Origin of the sequence: Streptomyces sp. NPDC008121 (genome assembly GCF_042957155.1) — a bacterium.
Taxonomy (GTDB): Bacteria; Actinomycetota; Actinomycetes; order Streptomycetales; family Streptomycetaceae; genus Streptomyces.
In genome coordinates, this window is the sequence record NZ_JBIBHT010000005.1 from 105,331 (window position 1) to 128,313 (window position 22,983).

Sequence of the window (22,983 nt, forward strand, 5' to 3'; positions counted from 1 at the left end):
TCTCGGGGGGGGGGGGGGGGGGGGGGGGGGGGGGGCCCCCCCCGGCGGGCCCCCCCCCCGGGCGGGGTCGGGGACCGGGCCGGGCCCCCCCGGGCGGGGGCCCCCCACGGCCGTTCACCGGATGTCCGGCGGAAGCGTCAGACGTTGAAGCCGAGCGCGCGCAGCTGCTCCCGGCCGTCGTCCGTGATCTTGTCGGGGCCCCACGGCGGCATCCAGACCCAGTTGATCTTGAGTTCGCTGGCGATGCCGTCGGTGGCGGCCTTCGCCTGGTCCTCGATCACATCGGTCAGCGGACACGCCGCCGACGTCAGGGTCATGTCCAGCGTGACGACGTTGGAGTCGTCCACGTGGATGCCGTAGATCAGGCCGAGGTTGACCACGTCGATGCCCAGCTCGGGGTCGACGACGTCGTACAGTGCCTCGCGGATCTCTTCCTCGGAGGCCGGCTTCATCGTGGCCTCGGCGTTCTCGGTCATGCCGACTTCCTCTCCGCGTCGCCCAGTGCCTGGGCGGTCGCGTCCTTCCACGCCATCCAGCTGAGCAGCGCGCACTTGACCCGGGCGGGGTACTTGGAGACCCCGGCGAACGCGACCGCGTCCTCCAGGATCTCCTCCATCGCGTCGTCCGGCTCGATCTGGCCCTTGGACTGCATCAGTTCCAGGAAGGTGCCCTGGATCCGCTGCGCCTCGGCCAGCTCCTTGCCGACGAGCAGTTCGTTGAGCACGGAGGCCGAGGCCTGGCTGATCGAACAGCCCTGGCCTTCGTACGACACGTCCTCGATCCGCGACCCGTCGTACTTCACCCGGAGCGTGATCTCGTCGCCGCACGTCGGGTTGACGTGGTGCACCTCGGCATCGCCGTCCCGAAGACCGCGCCCGTGCGGGTGCTTGTAGTGGTCCAGGATGACGTCCTGGTACATCGAATCCAGCTTCACGAGAATCCCCTAGCCGAAGAAGTTCCGTACGTGCTCCAGACCCTCGACCAAGGCGTCGACCTCGGCGGGGGTGGAGTACAGATAGAACGACGCCCGCGTGGTCGCAGGAATTCCGTACCGCAGGCAGACCGGCCGCGCGCAGTGGTGGCCGACCCGGACCGCGATGCCCTGTTCGTCCAGGACCTGGCCCACGTCGTGCGGGTGGATGTCCCCGAGCGTGAACGAGATCGCCGCGCCGCGGTCCTCGGCCGTGGTGGGGCCGATGATCCGCAGGTCCGGCACCTCCAGGAGGCGACGGACGGCGTACTCCGTGATCGCGTGCTCATGGCGCGCGATGTTCTCCATGCCGATCGCCGAGAGGTAGTCCACGGCCGCGCCGAGGCCGACGGCCTGGGCGATCGGGGGCGTACCCGCCTCGAACTTGTGCGGGGCCGGCGCGTACGTCGAGGAGTGCATCGACACGGTCTCGATCATCTCGCCGCCGCCGAGGAACGGAGGCAGGTCCTCCAGGAGCTCCTGCCGTCCCCACAGCACGCCGATGCCGGTCGGGCCGACCATCTTGTGGCCGGTGAAGGCCACGAAGTCGGCCTGCAGCGCCTGCACGTCGAGCACCATGTGCGGGGCGGCCTGCGAGGCGTCGATGCAGACCAGCGCACCGACCTCCTGCGCACGCCGGATGATCGTCTCCACCGGGTTGACCGTGCCCAGCAGGTTCGAGACCAGCGTGAACGAGACGATCTTGGTCTTCTCTGTGATGACCTCTTCGATGTTCGACAGGTCGAGGCGCCCGTCGTCGGTGAGGCCGAACCACTTCAGCTTCGCGCCCGTGCGCTGCGAGAGCAGCTGCCACGGCACGATGTTGGAGTGGTGCTCCATCTCCGTGATGGCGATCTCGGTCTCGTGGTCCACGCGGTAGGGCTCGTCGGCCCAGCCCAGCATGTTGGCCACGAGGTTGAGCGACTCGGAGGCGTTCTTGGTGAAGATCACCTCGTCGCGGCTCGGCGCGTTGATGAACGCCGCGACCTTGTCACGGGCGCCTTCGTACAGCGCCGTCGCCTCCTCGGCGACCGTGTAGACGCCGCGGTGGACATTGGCGTTGTGGCGCTCGTAGTAGGTGTTGAGCGCGTCGAGCACCTGGCGCGGCTTCTGCGAGGTCGCCGCGGAGTCCAGGTACACGATCTTCTTGCCGTCGTGGACCACGCGATCCAGGAGCGGGAAGTCCTTGCGGATCGCCTCGGTGTCGAGGAGGCCGGAGAGCCCCTGATGGGCAGAAGTCACGCGGATGCGCCACCCTTCACGTACTTGTCGTAGCCCTCGTTCTCCAGCTGGTCGGCCAGCTCGGCGCCACCGGACTCGGCGATGCGGCCGTTCGCGAAGACGTGCACGAAGTCGGGCTTGATGTAGCGGAGGATCCGCGTGTAGTGCGTGATCAGCAGCGTGCCGACCTCGCCGCTCTCGCGGACGCGGTTGACGCCCTCGGAGACGACGCGCAGGGCGTCGACGTCGAGGCCGGAGTCGGTCTCGTCGAGGATCGCGATCTTCGGCTTGAGGAGCTCCAGCTGGAGGATCTCGTGGCGCTTCTTCTCACCGCCGGAGAAGCCCTCGTTGACGTTGCGCTCGGCGAAGGCCGGGTCCATCTGGAGCTGCTCCATGGCGGACTTGACCTCCTTCACCCAGGTACGCAGCTTGGGGGCCTCGCCGCGGATGGCGGTGGCGGAGGTGCGCAGGAAGTTGGAGACCGAGACACCGGGGACCTCGACCGGGTACTGCATGGCCAGGAAGACGCCGGCGCGGGCGCGCTCGTCGACCGACATCTCCAGGACGTCCTCGCCGTCGAGGGTGACGGTGCCGCCGGTGACCGTGTACTTCGGGTGGCCGGCGAGCGAGTACGCCAGGGTCGACTTGCCGGAGCCGTTGGGGCCCATGACGGCGTGGGTCTCGCCCTGCTTGATGGTCAGGTCGACACCCTTGAGGATCTCCCGGGGGCCGTTCTCGGCCTCGACGGAGACGTGCAGGTCGTGGATTTCAAGCGTTGCCATGGGTGACTCAGGACTCCTGGGTGACGGAGACGAGCACATCGTCCCCTTCGATCTTTACGGGGTATACGGGGACGGGGCGCGTCGCGGGAAGGCCGGACGGCTTGCCGGTGCGGAGGTCGAAGCTGGAGCCGTGCAGCCAGCACTCGATGGCGCAGTCCTCGACCTCGCCCTCCGAGAGGGAGACGTTCGCGTGCGAGCAGATGTCGTTGATCGCGAACACCTCGCCCTCGGTCTGCACGACCGACACCGGCGTGCCGTCGACCTCGACCCGCTTGGGGGTGTCGCTCTCCAGCTCGCTCAGCGCGCAGACTCGGACGAAGGGCATCAGACGGATGCCTCCAGCTCGGCCTCGATCTTGGCGAGGAGGCGCTCCTGGACGTCCGGCAGACCGATCTGCTGGACCAGCTCCGCGAAGAAGCCGCGGACGACGAGGCGACGGGCCTCGATCTCCGGGATACCGCGGGACATCAGGTAGAAGAGCTGCTCGTCGTCGAAGCGGCCGGTGGCCGAGGCGTGACCGGCGCCGGCGATCTCGCCGGTCTCGATCTCCAGGTTCGGCACGGAGTCGACCCGGGCGCCGTCCGTGAGGACCAGGTTCCGGTTGAGCTCGTAGGTGTCGGTGCCCTCGGCCTTGGCCTGGATGAGGACGTCACCGATCCAGACGGCGTGCGCGTCCTGGCCCTGCAGCGCGCCCTTGTAGGCCACGTTGGAGGTGCAGTGCGGGGTGTTGTGGTCGACGAGGAGGCGGTGCTCCTGGTGCTGGCCGGCGTCGGTGAAGTAGAGGCCGAACAGCTCGGCCTCGCCGCCGGTGCCGGCGTACGCGACGCGCGGGTGGAGGCGGACCACGTCGCCGCCGAAGGTGACGATGACCGACTTGAAGCTCGCGTCGCGGCCGACCAGGGCGTTGTGCTGGGCGACGTGGACGGCCTTCTCGTCCCAGTCCTGGACGGAGACCACGGTGAGCTTGGCGCCGTCGCCGAGGAGGTAGTCGACGTTGGCGGCGAGCACCGCGTCGCCGCTGTGGTCGATGACCACGACGGCCTCGGCGAACGCGCCGAGCTCGATCACCTGGTGGCCGAAGGCGACGCCGCCCTGGCCGTGCACGGCGATCCGGATGGGCTCGGTGAGGACGGTCTCCTTGGCGACCGAGACGACCGAGGCCTTCTCGAAGGAGGAGTACGCCTGGGCGGCGACCCGGTCGACGGGCATGCCCGCCTTGCCGAGCCGCGCGTCGTCGCGGCCGACGGTCTCCACGGTGACGCCCTCGGGGGCCTCGATCTCGACCTTGACGCCCTCGCCGGTGGCGACGGCGGTGCCGTCGTGCAGACCGCGCAGGCGCTCCAGCGGGGTGAAGCGCCACTCCTCCTCGCGCCCGTGCGGGACGGGGAAGTCCGCGACGTCGAAGGACGGGGGCGCGCTCATGCGCGTGGCGACGGTGGACTCGGCGGCCACCGCGATCGAGCCGGCGGTGGTGGAGCCCGCCGGGATGTTCTGAGCCTCAGCCATGGCTGTCGTCTTGCTCTCTTCCTACGTTTCGATCCTCGGCCCGCCCGTGTGGGGCGGGCCGCTAGCTGGTGGCGGGGCGTCGACGCGTCAGCCGACGGACCCTTCCATCTGCAGCTCGATCAGCCGGTTCAGCTCGAGCGCGTACTCCATGGGGAGCTCCTTGGCGATCGGCTCGACGAAGCCGCGCACGATCATCGCCATGGCCTCGAACTCGGTCATGCCGCGGCTCATCAGGTAGAAGAGCTGGTCCTCGGAGACCTTGGAGACGGTGGCCTCGTGGCCCATGGAGACGTCGTCCTCGCGGACGTCCACGTAGGGGTACGTGTCCGAGCGGGAGATCGTGTCGACGAGCAGCGCGTCGCACAGGACGTTCGACTTGGAGCCGGGGGCGCCTTCGCCGATCTCGATGAGACCGCGGTAGGAGGTGCGGCCGCCGCCTCGCGCCACCGACTTGGAGACGATGTTGGAGGAGGTGTTCGGTGCCATGTGGACCATCTTGGCGCCGGCGTCCTGGTGCTGGCCCTCGCCCGCGAAGGCGATGGAGAGGGTCTCGCCCTTGGCGTGCTCGCCCATCAGGTAGACGGCCGGGTACTTCATGGTGACCTTGGAGCCGATGTTGCCGTCGACCCACTCCATGGTCGCGCCCTCGTAGGCCACGGCGCGCTTGGTGACCAGGTTGTAGACGTTGTTCGACCAGTTCTGGATCGTCGTGTAGCGGCAGCGGCCGCCCTTCTTCACGATGATCTCGACGACCGCGGAGTGCAGCGAGTCGGAGGAGTAGATCGGGGCGGTGCAGCCCTCGACGTAGTGGACGTAGGCGTCCTCGTCGACGATGATCAGCGTCCGCTCGAACTGACCCATGTTCTCCGTGTTGATACGGAAGTAGGCCTGGAGCGGGATCTCGACCTGCACGCCCTTCGGCACGTAGATGAACGATCCGCCGGACCACACGGCCGTGTTCAGCGAGGCGAACTTGTTGTCGCCGACCGGGATGACCGTGCCGAAGTACTCGCGGAAGAGCTCCTCGTGCTCCTTCAGCGCGGTGTCGGTGTCGACGAAGATGACGCCCTGCTCCTCCAGGTCCTCACGGATCTGGTGGTAGACGACCTCGGACTCGTACTGGGCCGCGACACCGGCGACGAGGCGCTGCTTCTCCGCCTCCGGGATGCCGAGCTTGTCGTACGTGTTCTTGATGTCCTCGGGCAGTTCCTCCCAGGAAGCGGCCTGCTTCTCGGTGGAGCGCACGAAGTACTTGATGTTGTCGAAGTCGATGCCCGACAGGTCGGAGCCCCAGCTCGGCATGGGCTTCTTGTCGAAGAGGCGCAGACCCTTCAGCCGCAGCTTCAGCATCCACTCCGGCTCGTTCTTCTTCTCGGAGATGTCGCGGACGACGGCCTCGGAGAGACCGCGCTTGGCGGTGGCACCGGCCGCGTCCGAGTCGGCCCAGCCGTACTCGTACCGACCCAGGCCCTCGAGCTCGGGGTGGCTGATCTCGGTGGTCATGCGGGGTTCCTCCCGGCCGTACTTGCGGATGCTGATGATGGGGTGGTCTGTGGGGTGCTGTGCGGGATGAACGTGGTGCAGACGCCGTCGCCGTGGGCGATGGTGGCCAGGCGCTGGACGTGCGTTCCCAAGAGGCGGGAGAAGATCTCCGTCTCCGCCTCGCACAGCTGGGGGTACTGCTCGGCGACGTGGGCGACCGGGCAGTGGTGCTGGCAGAGCTGCTCGCCGACCGGCGCGTTCCGCGCAGTGGCAGCGTACCCGTCGGCGCTCAGCGCCTTGGCCAGAGCCTCGGTGCGCTGCGCCGGCTCCGCCGACTCGACGGCCTCGCGGTACGTCTCCGCCTGGGCCTCCAGCCGGTCGCGGGCGAAGGCGGCCACGGCCGCCTCGCCCCCGGCGTTCTTCTCGATCCACCGTAGGGCGTCCACGGCCAGCGCGTCGTACGACTGGTCGAAGGCGTCCCGGCCGCAGTCGGTCAGCGCGAAGACCTTCGCGGGGCGGCCGCGGGTGCGGGCCCCGTAGACGCGCTTCTCGCGGGCCTCGACGACGTTCTCGGCGACGAGCGAGTCGAGATGGCGGCGCACGGCCGCCTGGGTGAGGCGCAGGCGCTGCGCGAGGTCGGCGACCGTCGAGGGCCCGTGGTCCAGGATGGACCGCGCGATCCGGTTGCGAGTCGATCGCTCACCGGTCGCGAGTTCCTCCAGGGGAGCCTCTCCGACGTTTTTCACAACGCCATTGTTGCGTAATTCCTTCGCGAGTGACAAGCGACGCGGATCAAGGGGACGGTGCCGTGCATCACGCAGGTAAGGCTTACCTGACCTGCGAAAATGATCTCCAGAAGGGCCGGCGGCCGCGCCCCGGGAGGGCGCGGCCACCGTCGTTCGCTGCGGCCTCAGCGGCCCTGGGCGGCCCCTTCGGTGCCCCCGTGACCTCGCACGATCACCTTCACCGGGATGTCGATCACGGGCCGGCGCCCGCTCTCCGAACGGACCCGCACGGTGCCTCGCAGCACGGTGCCGGGGGCGGCGCCGGTCGTGTCGACGGTGACCGTGACGGCCGCCCGGTCGTAGGGCTCCTGTCCGGCACCTTCCAGGCCGCCGGAGGCCGGGGAGACGGTGAGCCAGCCCTGCCCGTCCTTCTCGGCCGCCGTGTACGCCGTGGGGATGCCGCCCTCGTTGATCAGGGTGAGCGTCCGGGCGCGTCGCGAGTCCGCCGGGGCCTCGACCGTCAGGGACCGCGTGTCGGCGGTGACGCGGCCGGTGCCCAGCTCGCCGTCGACCAGACGGACGCTGCCGGGCACGGCGGTGACCGGGATCCGGTCGCCCCCGTAGGACGGCGCGTCGAGGACGACGTCGTAGTCCTGCCAGGACGCCGGCACCTGGAACAGATAGGCCCCGTCGGCGCCGGTGGAGCCGGACGGCCCCACGCCCCCGCTGAGGGCCGCGACCCGGGCGCCGGCGACCGGGAGCAGGTCGTTGGCGTCGGTGACCCGGCCGAGGATCACGGCGGTCCTCGTCTGGCGGAGGGCGATCACCGTCCCGTCGCGCAGGGTGCCCTCGTCCCGCGAGTAGATCAGGGCGCCCTCCCCGGTGTGGCTCTCGGCGCCGATCGTGGCGGACGAGCCGTTCTCCCGTCCGGTCCCGGAGAGGTCCCGGTAGTGCAGGGCGGCGGTGCCGTCCTCGCCGATCACGGCGGCGAAGGAGATCCGCTCGCCGTGTGACGGGCCGGCGATCCGCACGTTCCGCCATTCGACGACGATCCGCCGGTGCGGGGCGGTGCCGGTGGCGGCCCAGTAGACGCCCGACCGGCCGTCGACGGCGAGGTCGTCCCCGAAGGCGTGGAGCGTGCCGTCGGCCGACCCTCCTCCGGGCGGTGCGAAGGAGAGCGTGCCGTCGACGGAGGCGGTCAGCGAGCGGTACGCGCGGCCGTAGAAGGGCACGGGGAACGGCAGCGCGAAGGACGCCGTGCCGGAGGCGCGGTCGGTGAGGCGGAGCCGTTCGGTCCCGGCCGGGAACTCGGCGGCGGTCGTGACCGAGCAGGCGGTGCCGAAGGTGTCGGTACGGGGCGCCAGCGCGACGTCCTCGGCGCCGCCGGTCGCGCCGACCTCGACCGCGACGGTCGCGGGAGAGGCGCAGCGGTGCGCGGGGGCGACAGCTAGCTCATATGCTCCGGCGGCCGGAAGGCGCAGGGTGTAGCGGCCGTCGGCGCCGGTGGTCGCGGTGGCGCCGGACGGGGAGGCGGTGACGACGGCGCCCGCCTCGGCGCCGGTGGCGCCGGTCACGAGACCGGTCAGGTCGATCGTGGCGGTGTCGGCCTGCGCGGGGGCGGCGGCCAGCGCCAGGGGGAGCACGAGGGCGGCGGTGGTGAGCGCGGCGAGGGTTCGCCACCGGTCACGGCGGTGCGATCGGGCCAGACGCACGGACTCTCCTTCACGAAAGGTGCGACATCTGTTCGCACGAACACCTGATCGTGAAGGAGGAGCGTGCTCGACGGCACGGCTTTCGCCCCATGTTTTCGGCCATTCCCGCGCCGCCGCGGCGGCCGGTTCTCCCCGCCGACCGGAGCGACCGGACGGCTCTCTAGACTTCCGGGCATGAAGAACGAGTCCGTCGTCCAGGTCCGGGGCCTGGTCAAGCGGTACGGGAACAAGACCGCCGTCGACGGCCTCGACCTCGACGTCCGGGCGGGCACCGTGACCGCCGTCCTGGGCCCGAACGGGGCCGGGAAGACCACCACCGTCGAGAGCTGCGAGGGCTACCGCAGGCCCGACGCCGGCACCGTCCGCGTGCTCGGCCTCGACCCGGTCGCCGACGCGGCCGCGCTCCGCCCCCGGATCGGCGTGATGCTCCAGTCGGGCGGCGTCTACTCCGGCGCCCGCGCCGACGAGATGCTCCGCCACATGGCCAGGCTGCACGCCCACCCCCTGGACGTGGACGCCCTGATCGAGCGCCTCGGGCTCGGCTCCTGCGGCCGGACCACCTACCGCCGGCTCTCCGGCGGCCAGCAGCAGCGCCTCGCGCTCGCCCTGGCCGTCGTCGGCCGCCCCGAGCTGGTCTTCCTCGACGAGCCGACCGCCGGACTCGACCCCCAGGCCCGCCACGCCACCTGGGAGCTGGTGCGCGAGCTGCGCGCCGACGGCGCCACGGTCGTCCTGACCACCCACTTCATGAACGAGGCCGAGACCCTCGCCGACGACGTCGCCATCATCGACGCCGGCAAGGTCGCGGCCCAGGGCAGCCCCGAGGAGCTGTGCCGGGGCGGCGCCGAGAACACCCTGCGCTTCACCGGCCGCCCGGGCCTGGACCTCGGCTCGCTGCTCAAGGCCCTGCCCGACGGCTCGGCCGCCGCCGAGCCGGTCCCGGGGACGTACCGGATCAGCGGCGAGGTGGGCCCCCAACTGCTCGCCACCGTCACCACCTGGTGCGCCCGGCACGGCGTCATGCCGGAGGGCATCTCGGTGGAGCGCCACACGCTCGAGGACGTCTTCCTCGAACTGACCGGCAAGGAGCTGCGCGGATGAGCACCGGTAAGGACACGGGCACGGGCACCTTCACGCCGAGGCCCGGCGCGGCCCCGGTCGGCCGGATGATCGCGGCGCAGACGGCGCTGGAGACCCGGATGCTGCTGCGCAACGGCGAGCAGCTGCTGCTGACGGTGATCATCCCCTCGCTGCTGCTGGTGCTCTTCTCCACGGTCGACATCGTCGACACGGGCGCCACCGAGGCCGTCGACTTCCTCGCGCCGGGCGTCCTGGCGCTGGCCGTGATGTCCACCGCCTTCACCGGCCAGGCGATCGCGACCGGCTTCGAGCGCCGGTACGGCGTGCTCAAGCGGCTCGGGGCCTCCCCGCTCCCCCGCTGGGCGCTGATGACCGCCAAGACGCTCTCGGTGCTGCTCACCGAGATCCTCCAGATCGCGCTCCTGACGGCGATCGCACTGGGCCTCGGCTGGTCCCCTCAGGGCAACCCCCTCGCCGTGGCCCTGCTGCTCCTCCTCGGCACGGCCGCCTTCTCGGGTCTCGGCCTGCTGATGGCCGGAACGCTGAAGGCGGAGGCGACCCTGGCCGCGGCCAACCTGGTCTTCCTGCTGCTGCTGGTGGGCGGCGGGGTGATCGTGCCGCTGGAGAAGTTCCCCGACGCGGCCCGCTCGGTCCTGGAGCTGCTGCCGATCTCGGCGCTCTCCGACGGCCTGCGGGACGTGCTCCAGGGCGGCGCCCCGATGCCGTGGGGACAGGCGCTGACGCTCACCGTGTGGGCGGTCCTCGGGCTCGGCGCGGCGGCGAGGTTTTTCCGCTGGGAGTAGCCGGAGGGTGACGTTCCGGGGTGACTTCACCCGTAACGCACCCCTCGTGAACGCGTGCACAAGCCCCGTCTACGATAGGGCCCGTGTTGACCCCCCTCGCCCACATCGCCAGGCGCTGGACCCCGTCCCCCCGGACCCTCCGGCGCGCCGCGCTCTCCGCCGTCGTGATGAGCGTCCTCATCATCGTCACGGGCGGCGCCGTCCGGCTGACCGGCTCCGGCCTCGGCTGCGACACGTGGCCCAAGTGCACCGACGACAGCCTCATCGTGACGCCCGAGCAGGGCTACCGCGGGGTGATCGAGTTCGGCAACCGCATGCTGACGTACGTCCTGTCGGCCGCCGTCGGCTGGGCCATCATCGCCGCGCGGTCCACCAAGCCGTGGCGGCGCGGGCTGACCCGGCTCGGGTGGGCGCAGTTCTGGATCGTCGCGAGCAACGCGGTCCTGGGCGGCATCACCGTGTGGATGGGGCTCAACCCGTGGACCGTCGCCGGTCACTTCATCGCCGCCAACGCGCTCCTGACCGTCGCCGTGATCACCTGGCACCGCACCGGCGAGGGCGACACGCCGCCCCGGCCGCGCGTCCCCGGCCCGGTGCGCAAGCTCTCCTGGGCGATCATCGCGACCTCGGTCCTCCTCATCGTGCTCGGCACGGGCGTCACGGGCTCGGGCAAGCACGCGGGTGACAGCAGTGACGTCCCGCGCATGCCGTGGGACTGGACCGCCGCCGCCCATCTGCACGCCATCGGCGCCTGGCTGGTCTGCGCCCTCGCCCTCGCGATGTGGCTGGTGCTGCGGGTGGTCGACGCCCCCGACGACATCCGTGCGCGCGCCCGCGCCCTGCTGATCGTGCTGCTCGCCCAGGGCGGGATCGGCTATCTCCAGTACTTCACCGGCGTCCCCGAGGTCCTGGTCGGCGCGCACATGCTCGGCTCCGCGCTGATGTGGATCGCGGTCCTGCGCCTGGCCCTGAGCCTGCGCGAGCGCCCGCTGACCGGCCCGGAGACCCCGGCCAGGACCGACGCGGCACTCACCGCCGTGTAAGCCCGGCTCGCCGTTCACCGCAGGGCGAGGCGCGAGAGCCCGGCGCCGGGGCCCGGCCGCACGGCCGGCACCGCGTCCAGGCGGTAGACGCGCCGCGCGTTGCCCGCCGCGATCATCGTGGCGACCCGCTGCGCGTCCGTACGGGACCAGGAGCCGTCGCCGACCCACTCGCCGAGCACGCGCGCGAGCGCCGCCCGGAAGACGCTCGCGGCGACCACGTGGAGTTCGGGCAGGGCCCGCGCGCCGCTGGAGAAGAGGAGCTTGCCGAAGGGCGCCAGCTCCAGGAGTTCGGCGAGGACGGCGGCCGCCCGCGCCCCGGTCCGGGTGACGACCGGCCCGAGGTCGGCGTACACGTGCGGGAAGGCCCGGCTGAGCCGCGCCGCCTGACGGTGGTACGGATAGCCGTCCAGCAGCACCAGGTCGGCGCCGAGGCCGCTGGTGGCGGTCGCGAAGCCGGCGAGTCCTGCCGGGTCCTCGCCCCCCACGTGCAGCTGGAGCGGGCGTCCGGCGCCGATGGCGATCCAGAGCAGATGGCGCAGCAGCACCGGGTCGGTCAGCCGGCCCCCGGCCCCGCGCCGGGCCAGCCAGCGGCCCGCCGCCCCGCGCACCTCGCCGGGCCCGGGCGGGTCGGGGACGTGCGCGAGCCCCCCGCGGACAGCGTCGGCCGAGCTGAAGGCGACGGCGGTCGCCGCGGCGCCGTGCACCGCCTCCGCGAGGTTGGCGAGGAGCGCGTCGACGGTCCCGGAGGTGTCGGCGACCTGTTCGGCCAGCGGCTCCAGCCGGACGACCTCATGGGCGTCGGCGTCGCCCGCGGCGGCGATCTCGGCGGGCCCCGTCAGATCCGCCGGCCGCCCGGTGTCCACCAGATAGGTGGTGATGCCGGAGGCGCGCAGCAGCCGCCGGCCGGTCTCCAGGACACCCAGTTCGCGGCGGCGGGCCAGATAGCGGGCCGGCGTGCAGTGGGGCTCCAGGCCGAGCAGGGGCGGGCACCAGCGGCGTACCGCGAAGCCGGTCTGGGTGTCGAAGAAGGTGGTGCCGGGCGCGGCGGTGCCCAGCTGGGCCTCGAAGGTGCCGAGGCCGAGCTCCGTGCGGAGCACGCCGTGGCAGTGCTGGTCCACCAGGCTCGGAGTCTCGATCATGCGGGGGCTCCCTGTGTGGACGTGCTTCCACACGTCCTAACGGGTGAGCCCCGCGCGAGGTTGTTGCCTCCGTGACAGGTGAGCGAAGCCGCTCACCTGTTGGACGGGCCGCCGATCTGGATGCCCGCCATCCGGGTCCACTCGTAGGGGCCGGTCACGACCTTGGCGGCGAACTCGCCGTCGAACTCGTCGTGGAGGGTCAGTCCGGCCTTCTCGGCGGCCTGCTGGGCGACGGGGTACGAGGGCGCCACGAGGTCCCCCCAGCCGCCGTCCTCGCCGACGAGGACGATCCGGGTGCCGGTCTGGCCGATGTAGGCCAGCTGCCCCTCGGCGCCGCCGTGCTTCTCGGAGAACGCCCGGATCTGCTTGGCGAGCTTGGCCGCCTTGCGCTCTGCCTGCTTGGTGTCTGCCATGTGCAGGATGCTACCGAGGGGTAGATCCAGTGGCGACGGCCGGGGCGTGTGGGGTGTCCCACGCGCCCCGGCCGTCCGCACGAGCCTGGAGGTTCCGGTTCCGCTACCGCAGGAAGGGGTCCACCGCGACCGCCACGAAGAGCAGCGAGACATAGGTGATCGACCAGTGGAAGAGGCGCATCTCCTTGAGCTTCGCGCCGGTCGCGCCCGACTTGGCGCGGTTCAGGAGACCGTGCGCCTCCCAGAGCCACCAGCCACCGGTGAGCAGCGCCACCGACGTGTAGAACCAGCCGGTGTAGCCGAGCGGCGTCAGCAGCAGCGAGACGGCGACCATGACCCAGCTGTAGGCGACGATCTGCCTGGCGACGACCTTGTTGGACGCGAGGACCGGCAGCATCGGCACGCCCGCGCGGGCGTAGTCGTCCTTCACCTTCATCGACAGCGGCCAGTAGTGCGGCGGCGTCCAGAAGAAGATGACGAGGAAGAGGATGACCGCGGCCCAGGACATCGAGTCGGTGACGGCCGACCAGCCGATGAGCACCGGCAGACAGCCGGCGATGCCGCCCCAGACGATGTTCTGCGCGGTGCGGCGCTTGAGGATCATCGTGTAGACGACGACGTAGAAGAGGAGCGCGCCGAGCGAGAGGGCGGCGGAGAGCCAGTTGACCAGGAGGCCGAACCAGAGGGTGGAGACGACGGCGAGGGTGAGGCCGAAGACCAGGCCCTCGCGCGGCGAGACCATGCCGGTGACCAGCGGGCGCTGCGAGGTGCGGTCCATCAGCGCGTCGATGTCGCGGTCGATGTACATGTTCAGCGCGTTGGCGCCGCCCGCCGACAGATAGCCGCCGAAGCAGGTGGCGAGCACCAGCCACAGGTCGGGCACGCCCTGCTCGGCGAGGAACATCACCGGGACGGTGGTGATGAGCAGCAGCTCGATGATCCGCGGCTTGGTCAGCGCCACGAACGCCTTGACGCGGGCCCCGAACGGCCGATGGCCCCCCGGGCTGGGAGTCAAGACGACCCCTGCGGGTCGGGACTCGACGGCCGTCACGCACACCCCTGACAGAGAATTTCCCAGCAAGCTCCCCAGTGAAGACGGGGTGAAGACTTGCGCGTACCACGCCACTCTAGACGTTGCCCATACGCCGATCTTCTCCGGGGTGGGCTCGTGTTGAGGGGGCTCGTTCCGGGGCGTTCCGGCGCTGCGTCCCACGGATCGGACGTCCCTCGGGAGGCGAAGTGACAGAGTCGCCCTCAGTCTTGAAGTGTCCGCTCATTTGAGGGACATGCACTCGAAAAGATGGACGTTGTGTCGGGGGTAGGCTCGACAACGCCGGTACACCCTCAGTCACCGGCTTATGCAGACATGTGGAGAGGAGCCCTGACTCAGGGTGAGCACTAAGCCGACCACCACAGACCTCGAGTGGACCGAATTGGACCAGCGGGCCGTGGACACCGCCCGCATCCTGGCCGCGGACGCCGTACAGAAGGTCGGCAACGGCCATCCTGGTACGGCCATGAGCCTGGCCCCCGTCGCGTACACGCTCTTCCAGCGGGTGATGCGCCACGATCCGGCGGACCCGGAGTGGGTGGGCCGCGACCGGTTCGTGCTGTCCGCCGGGCACTCGTCCCTGACCCTCTACACCCAGCTGTACCTGGGCGGTTTCGGTCTCGAGCTGGACGACCTGAAGGCGTTCCGCACCTGGGGCTCGAAGACTCCGGGCCACCCGGAGTACGGCCACACCCGGGGCGTGGAGACGACGACCGGCCCGCTGGGCCAGGGTGTCGCCAACGCCGTGGGCATGGCGATGGCCGCCCGCTACGAGCGCGGCCTGTTCGACCCGGAGGCGGCCCCCGGCACCTCCCCCTTCGACCACCACGTGTACGTCGTCGCGGGTGACGGCTGCCTCCAGGAGGGCATCTCCGCCGAGGCGTCCTCGATGGCCGGTCACCAGAAGCTCGGCAATCTGATCCTGCTGTGGGACGACAACCACATCTCGATCGAGGGCGACACCGAGACGGCCGTGTCCGAGGACACGATGAAGCGGTACGAGGCCTACGGCTGGCACGTCCAGCGCGTCGAGCCGAAGGCCGACGGCGACCTGGACCCGGCCGGCCTCTACGCCGCCATCAAGGCCGCCGAGGCCGAGACCGAGCGCCCGTCGTTCATCGCGATGCGCTCGATCATCGCCTGGCCGGCCCCGAACGCGCAGAACACCGAGGCCGCGCACGGCTCGGCGCTGGGCGACGAGGAGGTCGCGGCCACCAAGCGCGTCCTCGGCTTCGACCCGCAGCAGAGCTTCGAGGTCTCCGACGCCGTCATCGGCCACACGCGCGCGCTCGGCGACCGCGGCCGCGAGGCCCGGGGCGCCTGGGAGAAGTCGCTCGCCGAGTGGCGTACGGCCAACCCCGAGCGGGCCGCCCTGTTCGACCGGATGCAGGCCAACGAGCTGCCCGAGGGCTGGGAGTCGAAGCTCCCGGTGTTCGAGGCCGGCAAGGGCGTGGCCACCCGTGCCGCCTCCGGCAAGGTCCTGCAGGCGCTCGGCGCGGTGATCCCGGAGCTGTGGGGCGGCTCGGCCGACCTCGCGGGTTCGAACAACACCACGATCGACAAGACCTCCTCGTTCCTGCCCGAGGGCAACCCGCTGCCGGAGGCCGACCCGTACGGCCGCACGATCCACTTCGGCATCCGCGAGCACTCCATGGCCGCGGAGATGAACGGCATCGCGCTGCACGGCAACACGCGGATCTACGGCGGCACCTTCCTGGTGTTCTCCGACTACATGCGCAACGCCGTGCGCCTGTCCGCGCTGATGCACCTGCCGGTGACGTACGTGTGGACGCATGACTCGATCGGTCTGGGCGAGGACGGCCCGACGCACCAGCCGGTGGAGCACCTGGCCTCGCTGCGCGCCATCCCGGGTCTGAACGTCGTGCGCCCGGCGGACGCCAACGAGACCGCGATCGCCTGGCGGGAGATCGTCAAGCGGCACACCCGCGAGTTCGGCAAGGGCGCCCCGCACGGTCTGGCGCTGACCCGCCAAGGCGTGCCGACGTACGCGCCGAACGAGGACACCGCCAAGGGCGGGTACGTGCTCTTCGAGGCCGAAGGGCCCTCCGGGCAGAACACAGAGCCGCAGGTCGTGCTGATCGCCACCGGCTCCGAGGTGCACCTGGCCGTCGAGGCCCGCGAGCAGCTCCAGGCCGAGGGCGTGCCGACCCGAGTGGTCTCGATGCCCTCGGTGGAGTGGTTCGAGGAGCAGGACCAGGGGTACAAGGACGCCGTTCTGCCGCCGTCGGTCAGGGCCCGGGTGGCCGTCGAGGCCGGCATCGGTCTCACCTGGCACAAGTACGTCGGTGACGCAGGCCGGATCGTCTCGCTGGAGCACTTCGGTGCGTCGGCGGACGCCAAGGTCCTCTTCCGCGAGTTCGGGTTCACCCCCGAGGCCGTCGCCGCCGCGGCGCGGGAATCTCTCGCCGCCGCCTCGCGCTGACGCCCATACGTACGACTAATGGAGATGCAACTCTCATGACAGACGCTCTCAAGCGCCTCTCCGACGAAGGCGTCGCGATCTGGCTGGACGACCTCTCGCGTCAGCGGATCACGTCCGGCAACCTGGCCGAGCTGATCGACCAGCAGCACGTGGTCGGTGTCACCACCAACCCGTCGATCTTCCAGAAGGCCATCTCGGAGGGTCACGGCTACGACCAGCAGCTGACCGACCTCGCCGCGCGCCGGGTCACCGTCGAAGAGGCCATCCGCATGATCACGACGGCGGACGTGCGTGACGCCGCCGACATCCTGCGTCCGGTCTTCGACGCGACCGACGGCCAGGACGGCCGGGTCTCCATCGAGGTGGACCCGCGGCTGGCCCACAACACGACGGCCACCGTCGCCGAGGCCAAGCAGCTGGCCTGGCTGGTCGACCGGCCCAACACGCTCATCAAGATCCCGGCCACCGAGGCGGGTCTGCCGGCGATCACCGAGGTCATCGGCCTCGGCATCAGCGTCAACGTGACGCTGATCTTCTCGCTGGAGCGCTACCGCAAGGTCATGGACGCCTACCTGGCCGGTCTGGAGAAGGCCAAGGAGCGCGGCCTGGACCTGTCCAAGATCCACTCGGTGGCGTCCTTCTTCGTGTCCCGCGTGGACACGGAGATCGACAAGCGCCTGGACTCGGTCGGCACGGACGAGGCCAAGGCTCTGAAGGGCAAGGCGGCCCTCGCGAACGCCCGTCTCGCGTACGAGGCGTACGAAGAGGTCTTCTCATCTGAGCGCTGGGCGGCGCTGGACAAGGCGCAGGGCAACAAGCAGCGTCCGCTGTGGGCGTCGACCGGCGTGAAGGACCCGGCGTACAAGGACACCCTGTACGTGGTGGACCTGGTCGCCCCCGGCACCGTCAACACCATGCCCGAGGCGACCCTGGAGGCGACCGCCGACCACGGCGAGGTCTCCGGTGACACCGTGCGGGGCACCTACCAGCAGGCGCGCGCCGAGCTGGACGCCGTCGCGAAGCTCGGCATCTCGTACGACGACGTCGTGCAGCTGCTGGAGGACGAGGGCGTCGAGAAGTTCGAGGCGGCCTGGAACGACCTGCTCAAGTCGACCGAGGCGGAGCTCCAGCGCCTCGCACCTTCGGAGGCGTAACCACCTTGAGCGCTGTCCACGGAGCCAACCCGCTCCGTGACGCCGCAGACCGACGGCTCCCGCGCATCGCGGGGCCGTCGGGTCTGGTGATCTTCGGCGTCACGGGCGATTTGTCCCGGAAAAAGCTGATGCCCGCCGTCTATGACCTGGCCAACCGCGGCCTGCTGCCGCCGGGCTTCGCGCTCATCGGCTTCGCCCGCCGCGAGTGGCAGGACGAGGACTTCGCACAGGAGGTCCACGACGCCGTCGAGCAGCACGCCCGCACCCCGTTCCGCGAGGAGGTGTGGCAGCAGCTGATCCAGGGGATGCGCTTCGTCCAGGGAGACTTCGACGACGACGACGCCTTCGAGCAGCTGAAGTCCACCATCGAGGAGCTGGACAAGGCGCAGGGCACCGGCGGCAACTTCGCCTTCTACCTCTCCGTGCCGCCGAAGTTCTTCCCCAAGGTCGTCCAGCAGCTGAAGAAGCACGGCCTGGCCGACCAGAAGAACGGCTCCTGGCGCCGCGCGGTCATCGAGAAGCCCTTCGGCCACGACCTCGCCTCCGCCAAGGAGCTGAACGAGGTCGTCCACGAGGTCTTCCCGCCCAACGAGGTCTTCCGGATCGACCACTACCTCGGCAAGGAGACCGTCCAGAACATCCTGGCGCTCCGCTTCGCCAACACCCTCTTCGAGCCGATCTGGAACCGGTCGTACGTCGACCACGTGCAGATCACCATGGCCGAGGACATCGGCATCGGCGGCCGGGCCGGCTACTACGACGGCATCGGCGCCGCCCGGGACGTCATCCAGAACCACCTCCTCCAGCTGCTCGCGCTGACCGCGATGGAGGAGCCCGCCTCCTTCGACGCGGACGCGCTCGCGGCCGAGAAGACCAAGGTGCTCGGCGCGGTCAAGCTGCCCAAGGACCTGGGCGCCTCGACCGTGCGCGGCCAGTACGCCGCCGGATGGCAGGGCGGCGCCAAGGCCGTCGGCTATCTGCAGGAGGACGGGATCGACCCCAAGTCGAAGACCGACACCTTCGCCGCGGTCAAGCTGGAGATCGACAACCGCCGCTGGGCGGGCGTCCCCTTCTACCTCCGTACCGGCAAGCGGCTCGGCCGCCGCGTCACCGAGATCGCGGTCGTCTTCCAGCGCGCCCCGCACTCCCCCTTCGACTCCACCGCGACGGAGGAGCTGGGCCAGAACGCCCTGGTCATCCGGGTGCAGCCGGACGAGGGCGTGACGATGCGCTTCGGCTCCAAGGTGCCCGGCACCTCGATGGAGGTCCGGGACGTGTCGATGGACTTCGCCTACGGCGAGTCCTTCACGGAGTCCAGCCCCGAGGCGTACGAGCGGCTCCTCCTTGACGTGCTGCTCGGCGACTCGAACCTCTTCCCGCGGGTCGAGGAGGTCGAGCTGTCCTGGAAGATCCTCGACCCGATCGAGCAGTACTGGGACAAGCACGGCAAGCCCGCGCAGTACCAGTCCGGGACCTGGGGTCCGGTCGAGGCGGACGACATGCTCGCACGAGACGGACGGAGCTGGCGCAGGCCATGAAGACGGACCTGACGGACACCACGTCCAGCAAGATCAACAAGGCGCTGGTGCTCGGACGGCGGGCCATCGGCACGCCGGCCGTCGGCATGGTGCTCACCCTCGTCATCGTCACCGACGAGGAGAACGCCTACGACGCCCTGAAGGCCGCCAACGACGCGTCCCGCGAGCACCCCTCGCGGACGCTGGTGGTCATCAAGCGGGTCTCGCGTTCGCCGCGTGACCGGGCGAAGGCGCGGCTCGACGCCGAGGTCCGCCTCGGCGCCGACGCCAGCACCGGCGAGACGGTCGTCCTGCGGCTGTACGGCGAGGTCGTCGACCACGCCCAGTCGGTGGTCCTTCCGCTGCTGCTGCCCGACGCCCCCGTGGTCGTCTGGTGGCCGGTCAACGCCCCGGCCGACCCGGCGAACGACCCGCTGGGCGCGCTCGCCCAGCGGCGGGTGACGGACACCTACGCGTGCGAGCAGCCGATCCGCGAGCTGACCGGCCGCGCGGAGCGGTACACCCCGGGGGACACGGACCTGTCGTGGACCCGGATCACCCCCTGGCGTTCGATGCTGGCCGCCGCGCTCGACCAGGTCGTGTGCGAGGTCACCTCGGCCGAGGTGGAGGGCGAGGAGTTCAACCCGAGCGTCGAACTGCTCGCCATGTGGCTGGCGGACCGGCTGAAGGTGCCGGTACGGCGGGCCAAGTCGTCCGGTCCCGGGCTCACCTCCGTCCGGATGGAGTCCACCTGCGGGCCGATCGTCCTCGACCGGCCGGACGGCTCGCTGGCGACGCTCTCCATCGAGGGGCAGCCGGACCGTGCCGTGGCGCTGAAGCGCCGTGAGACGGCGGAGCTGATCGCGGAGGAGCTGCGGCGGCTCGACCCGGACGACACCTACGCCTCGGCGCTGCGGTACGGCGTCCACCGGCTGGAGGAGAACGTCGCCCCGACGGCTCCCGAGCCGGCCGAAGCGGCGGCGGCCACCGACCCCGCTCCCTCGTCGGCGAAGAAGCCCGCGGCGAGGAAGGCGGCGTCCAAGTGAGGGTTCCGCAGCTCGTCGTCCACCGCGACAAGGAGCTGATGGCCCAGGCGGCCGCGGCCCGGCTGATCACGCGGATCGTGGACGCCCAGGCCGCGCGCGGCTCGGCGTCCGTGGTCCTCACCGGGGGCCGCAACGGCAACGGGCTCCTCGCGGCGCTCGGCGCGGCTCCGGCCCGGGACGCGGTCGACTGGTCGCGGCTCGACCTGTGGTGGGGCGACGAGCGGTTCCTGCCCGAGGGCGACCCGGAGCGGAACGTCACCCAGGCCCGTGCGGCGCTGCTCGACAGCGTGCCGCTGGACCCGGCGCGGGTGCACGCCATGCCGGCCTCGGACGGTCCGTACGGTGACGACGTGGAGGCGGCGGCCGCCGCCTACGCCACCGAACTGGCCGCCGCGGCCGGTCCCGAGGACCATGCCGCGGTGCCGTCGTTCGACGTGCTGATGCTGGGCGTCGGGCCCGACACCCATGTGGCCTCGCTCTTCCCGGAGCTTCCGGCGGTCCGCGAGACCGAGCGGACGGTGGTCGGGGTGCACGGCGCGCCGAAGCCGCCGCCGACCCGGGTCTCGCTGACCCTTCCGGCGATCCGGGCGGCGCGCGAGGTCTGGCTGCTGGCGGCGGGCGAGGACAAGGCGAAGGCGGCGGCGATGGCGCTGTCGGGCGCCGGCGAGATCCAGGCGCCGGCGGCCGGGGCGTACGGCCGGTCGCGGACGCTCTGGCTGCTCGACGCCGCGGCGGCCTCGGAGCTGCCGCGTGATCTGTACCCGTCGGCGTCGGCCTGACGGACGGCGCGTCGGACGGGCGTGAAGGCCCGGTTCACCCGTGGGTGGGCCGGGCCTTCGGCGTCGGTACGGGTTCCAGGAAGGGCGCGAGGAGTCCGGGCACCGCCGCCGCCGCGAAGGCGAGGCCCTCGCTCTCGTCGGCGTCGAGGATGTCGTACGCCCCGGCGCCGGCCGCCGTGGTGGCGGTCAGCGTCAGGACCCCCGCGCGGCGCTGGAAGACGGACTGCTTGACGGTCCAGCCGATGACCCCGTCGCGCTGGAGCGCGACCGTGGCGCGCCGGACGGTGCCGGACCGGGTGACGAGATAGCCGTCCGTGATCCCGTGCCCGAGGCCGCGGTAGGCGTCGAGGGCGAAGAGGACGCCGGTCGGGACCAGGACGACCGCGCAGGCCGCCGCGACGTGGAACAGGACGGGAGTCAGGAAGGCGCCCAGGACCGCGAGGACCACGACCGGGGCGAGAGCGGCCCACAGGGCCCAGCGCAGCCGCCGGCCGCGGGCGGCGCGGGGGTGGGCGACGAGCGGGGCGCCGGTGGGCGCCGCGGGTTCGCCCAGGACCTGGGCGGCGACCCGGTCCGCGACGGCCCGGGGGGCCGGGGGCAGCAGGGTCTTGTGGTCGCCGTGCTTGTCCTCGTCGTCGTGGGTGAGGCCGGTGGCGACGGCGTCGACGCGGGCGGCGCGGCAGAGCCGTACGCCCAGCGGCTCGACGAGTTCCACGCCGCGCAGCCGCCGTTCCTCGATCGAGACCGAGCGGGCGGTGAGCAGTCCGCGGCGCACCCGCAGGGTGCCGCCGGGCTCGCGCTCCAGTCGGTAGTTCCACCACATCTCGACCCAGAGACCGAGTGCGCCGACGATTCCGGCGAGGGTGGCCAGCAGCACCAGGACGACGATCATCCAGACGACCGGTGTGTCCCGGAAGCGGTCGCCCACCCAGTCGATGACCGCGCCCTGGGCGCCGAACCACTGGCTGACCTGCATCACGGCTCCGGCCGCGGCTCCGCCGAGGAGCGGGGCGACGAAGGAGACGGGGGCGTAGCGGATCCAGCTCGGGTCGAGGGCGGCGAGCGCGCCGTCGTGCCGGGCATCCTGCGCGTCGGGGACCTGCCGGTCGAGGAGTTCGCGGCGCAGCCGCTCCCCCTCCGCCCTGCTGACCGGGTCGAGTTCGAGGGTGGACTCGCCTCCGCCGCTGTTCTCGCCGGTGCCGATGCGGACCTTGACGAGGCCGAGCACGCGCTGCAGCGGATGGGCGGTGAGGTCGACGCTGCGGATGCGTTCGCGGGCCAGCGAGCGGCGTTTGACCAGCAGGAGTCCGGTGTGAAGTTCGACCCTCCCCCAGCCTTCGGCCGGGGGCGCCCCCGTCTCGCTCGGCTCCGCCCCGATGCGGTAGCGGGTGCGGCGCCAGCGGACGTAGTCGACGGCGGAGCCCGCACCGACGAGCAGAAGGGCTCCGGCGAGGACCCAGGCGACGGCCTGCCACAGCGGCAGGGAGCCGGCGAGGCCGAGCGCGACGGGCAGCCCGGCCCCGCCGGCGACGCCTGCGAGGACGGCGGCGGTGACCAGGACCGTACGGCGGTCCAGGCGCCGCCACTCCTCGGCCGGTGTCATGTCGCGTCCCCGGGCGTGGCCTGGGTGATGCGGGTCAGCCGCCGGGCGAGGTCGGCGGCGAGTTCGTGGTCCAGGCCCTGGATCCGGACCGCGCCCTTGGAGGACGCGGTCGTCACGGTCACCGTGGCGAGCCTGAAGGCCTGTTCCAGCGGTCCCCGTATGGTGTCGACGGTCTGGATCCGGGACATCGGGGCGATCCGCCACTCCTGCCAGATGGCTCCCGTACGGACGTAGACGGCGTCCTCCGTCACCTCCCAGCGGTGCACCCGGAACCACCAGGCGGGGAAGAACGCGGTGCAGGCCAGGCCCGCCGCGGCCGTGGCCGCGGCGGCGAGCAGCAGCGCGAACCGCGCGGGGGCGAGGAAGGCGCCGAGGACGCCGAGGACGAGCACCGGGACGGCGGTCGTCACCAGCCACTGGGTCCGCCACCAGGTGACGGCCCGTTCGTTCAGCGTGTTGTCCGGCGGTCGCAGCCGCACCTCGGTCCCCACCGCGTTCTCCCCCCTGGTCATCG

General features: G+C 71.4%; 22 protein-coding genes. 8 read left to right on the plus strand and 14 right to left on the minus strand.

Annotation, left to right across the window (positions count from 1 at the left end):
• Window positions 1-137: 137 nt before the first annotated feature.
• The 9 genes from ACFZBD_RS18085 to ACFZBD_RS18125 form a co-directional block, all read right to left on the minus strand.
• Window positions 138-476, minus strand: a complete 339-nt coding sequence (locus ACFZBD_RS18085; RefSeq protein ID WP_383163842.1) for a metal-sulfur cluster assembly factor — start codon at window positions 474-476, stop codon at window positions 138-140.
• Window positions 473-934, minus strand: coding sequence for a Fe-S cluster assembly sulfur transfer protein SufU (gene sufU, locus ACFZBD_RS18090; RefSeq protein ID WP_250768641.1), 462 nt, complete (start codon window positions 932-934; stop codon window positions 473-475). Before sufU ends, ACFZBD_RS18085 begins: the two co-directional genes overlap by 4 nt.
• 9 nt (window positions 935-943) lie before the next feature.
• On the minus strand, window positions 944-2,212 hold the full coding sequence (locus ACFZBD_RS18095; protein ID WP_391140570.1) for a SufS family cysteine desulfurase: 1,269 nt from the start codon (window positions 2,210-2,212) through the stop codon (window positions 944-946).
• A complete protein-coding gene (gene sufC, locus ACFZBD_RS18100) occupies window positions 2,209-2,973 on the minus strand; it encodes a Fe-S cluster assembly ATPase SufC (protein WP_365715232.1) in 765 nt (254 codons plus the stop codon). The genes ACFZBD_RS18095 and sufC overlap by 4 nt, the downstream gene beginning before the upstream one ends.
• Before the next feature lie 7 nt (window positions 2,974-2,980).
• Window positions 2,981-3,298 (minus strand): bifunctional 3-phenylpropionate/cinnamic acid dioxygenase ferredoxin subunit, encoded by a 318-nt coding sequence (locus ACFZBD_RS18105; RefSeq protein WP_391140571.1) that lies wholly within the window; start codon window positions 3,296-3,298, stop codon window positions 2,981-2,983.
• Complete coding sequence (sufD, locus tag ACFZBD_RS18110; RefSeq protein WP_391140572.1) at window positions 3,298-4,479, minus strand: Fe-S cluster assembly protein SufD; 1,182 nt, start codon at window positions 4,477-4,479, stop codon at window positions 3,298-3,300. Before sufD ends, ACFZBD_RS18105 begins: the two co-directional genes overlap by 1 nt.
• 87 nt (window positions 4,480-4,566) lie before the next feature.
• Complete coding sequence (gene sufB / locus ACFZBD_RS18115) at window positions 4,567-5,982, minus strand: Fe-S cluster assembly protein SufB (RefSeq protein ID WP_391140573.1); 1,416 nt, start codon at window positions 5,980-5,982, stop codon at window positions 4,567-4,569.
• Complete coding sequence (locus ACFZBD_RS18120) at window positions 5,979-6,707, minus strand: ArsR family transcriptional regulator (RefSeq protein WP_391140574.1); 729 nt, start codon at window positions 6,705-6,707, stop codon at window positions 5,979-5,981. Before ACFZBD_RS18120 ends, sufB begins: the two co-directional genes overlap by 4 nt.
• Window positions 6,708-6,871: 164 nt before the next feature.
• Window positions 6,872-8,398, minus strand: a complete 1,527-nt coding sequence (locus ACFZBD_RS18125; protein WP_391140575.1) for a carboxypeptidase-like regulatory domain-containing protein — start codon at window positions 8,396-8,398, stop codon at window positions 6,872-6,874.
• Between the two features lie 174 nt (window positions 8,399-8,572).
• On the opposite strand from ACFZBD_RS18125, the gene ACFZBD_RS18130 reads away from it, so the two are divergent.
• The 3 genes from ACFZBD_RS18130 to ACFZBD_RS18140 all read left to right on the plus strand — a co-directional run bounded on the left by ACFZBD_RS18130 (window position 8,573) and on the right by ACFZBD_RS18140 (window position 11,324).
• Complete coding sequence (locus tag ACFZBD_RS18130; protein WP_391140576.1) at window positions 8,573-9,499, plus strand: ATP-binding cassette domain-containing protein; 927 nt, start codon at window positions 8,573-8,575, stop codon at window positions 9,497-9,499.
• Complete coding sequence (locus ACFZBD_RS18135; protein WP_391140577.1) at window positions 9,496-10,281, plus strand: ABC transporter permease; 786 nt, start codon at window positions 9,496-9,498, stop codon at window positions 10,279-10,281. The genes ACFZBD_RS18130 and ACFZBD_RS18135 overlap by 4 nt, the downstream gene beginning before the upstream one ends.
• 83 nt (window positions 10,282-10,364) lie before the next feature.
• Window positions 10,365-11,324 carry a COX15/CtaA family protein gene (locus tag ACFZBD_RS18140; RefSeq protein ID WP_391140578.1) on the plus strand — a complete coding sequence of 320 codons (960 nt, stop codon included), beginning with the start codon at window positions 10,365-10,367 and terminating at the stop codon, window positions 11,322-11,324.
• A 14-nt stretch (window positions 11,325-11,338) separates the two neighbouring features.
• Here the strand turns inward: ACFZBD_RS18140 and ACFZBD_RS18145 are convergent, their stop codons facing one another.
• The 3 genes from ACFZBD_RS18145 to ACFZBD_RS18155 all read right to left on the minus strand — a co-directional run bounded on the left by ACFZBD_RS18145 (window position 11,339) and on the right by ACFZBD_RS18155 (window position 13,927).
• A complete protein-coding gene (locus ACFZBD_RS18145; RefSeq protein ID WP_391140579.1) occupies window positions 11,339-12,463 on the minus strand; it encodes an amidohydrolase in 1,125 nt (374 codons plus the stop codon).
• A 92-nt stretch (window positions 12,464-12,555) separates the two neighbouring features.
• Window positions 12,556-12,876 carry a hypothetical protein gene (locus ACFZBD_RS18150; RefSeq protein WP_391140580.1) on the minus strand — a complete coding sequence of 107 codons (321 nt, stop codon included), beginning with the start codon at window positions 12,874-12,876 and terminating at the stop codon, window positions 12,556-12,558.
• Between the two features lie 103 nt (window positions 12,877-12,979).
• Window positions 12,980-13,927, minus strand: coding sequence for a heme o synthase (locus ACFZBD_RS18155; protein WP_391140581.1), 948 nt, complete (start codon window positions 13,925-13,927; stop codon window positions 12,980-12,982).
• A 340-nt stretch (window positions 13,928-14,267) separates the two neighbouring features.
• On the opposite strand from ACFZBD_RS18155, the gene tkt reads away from it, so the two are divergent.
• The 5 genes from tkt to pgl are packed head-to-tail and all read left to right on the plus strand — an operon-like array spanning window position 14,268 to window position 20,866.
• A complete protein-coding gene (tkt, locus tag ACFZBD_RS18160; RefSeq protein WP_391140582.1) occupies window positions 14,268-16,370 on the plus strand; it encodes a transketolase in 2,103 nt (700 codons plus the stop codon).
• A 35-nt stretch (window positions 16,371-16,405) separates the two neighbouring features.
• Window positions 16,406-17,524, plus strand: coding sequence for a transaldolase (gene tal / locus ACFZBD_RS18165; RefSeq protein WP_391140583.1), 1,119 nt, complete (start codon window positions 16,406-16,408; stop codon window positions 17,522-17,524).
• A gap of 5 nt (window positions 17,525-17,529) precedes the next feature.
• The gene (gene zwf / locus ACFZBD_RS18170) at window positions 17,530-19,062 is read left to right on the plus strand and encodes a glucose-6-phosphate dehydrogenase (RefSeq protein ID WP_391140584.1); all 1,533 of its coding nucleotides are present in this window, start codon (window positions 17,530-17,532) and stop codon (window positions 19,060-19,062) included.
• Window positions 19,059-20,087: a glucose-6-phosphate dehydrogenase assembly protein OpcA gene (gene opcA, locus ACFZBD_RS18175; protein ID WP_391140585.1), complete on the plus strand. Its 1,029-nt coding sequence runs from the start codon at window positions 19,059-19,061 to the stop codon at window positions 20,085-20,087. The genes zwf and opcA overlap by 4 nt, the downstream gene beginning before the upstream one ends.
• Window positions 20,084-20,866, plus strand: a complete 783-nt coding sequence (gene pgl / locus ACFZBD_RS18180) for a 6-phosphogluconolactonase (protein ID WP_391140586.1) — start codon at window positions 20,084-20,086, stop codon at window positions 20,864-20,866. Before opcA ends, pgl begins: the two co-directional genes overlap by 4 nt.
• A 34-nt stretch (window positions 20,867-20,900) precedes the next feature.
• Here pgl and ACFZBD_RS18185 read toward each other — a convergent pair whose 3' ends face one another.
• Window positions 20,901-22,469: a PH domain-containing protein gene (locus ACFZBD_RS18185; RefSeq protein ID WP_391140587.1), complete on the minus strand. Its 1,569-nt coding sequence runs from the start codon at window positions 22,467-22,469 to the stop codon at window positions 20,901-20,903.
• Complete coding sequence (locus ACFZBD_RS18190; protein ID WP_391140588.1) at window positions 22,466-22,981, minus strand: PH domain-containing protein; 516 nt, start codon at window positions 22,979-22,981, stop codon at window positions 22,466-22,468. Before ACFZBD_RS18190 ends, ACFZBD_RS18185 begins: the two co-directional genes overlap by 4 nt.
• Window positions 22,982-22,983 lie beyond the last annotated feature (2 nt).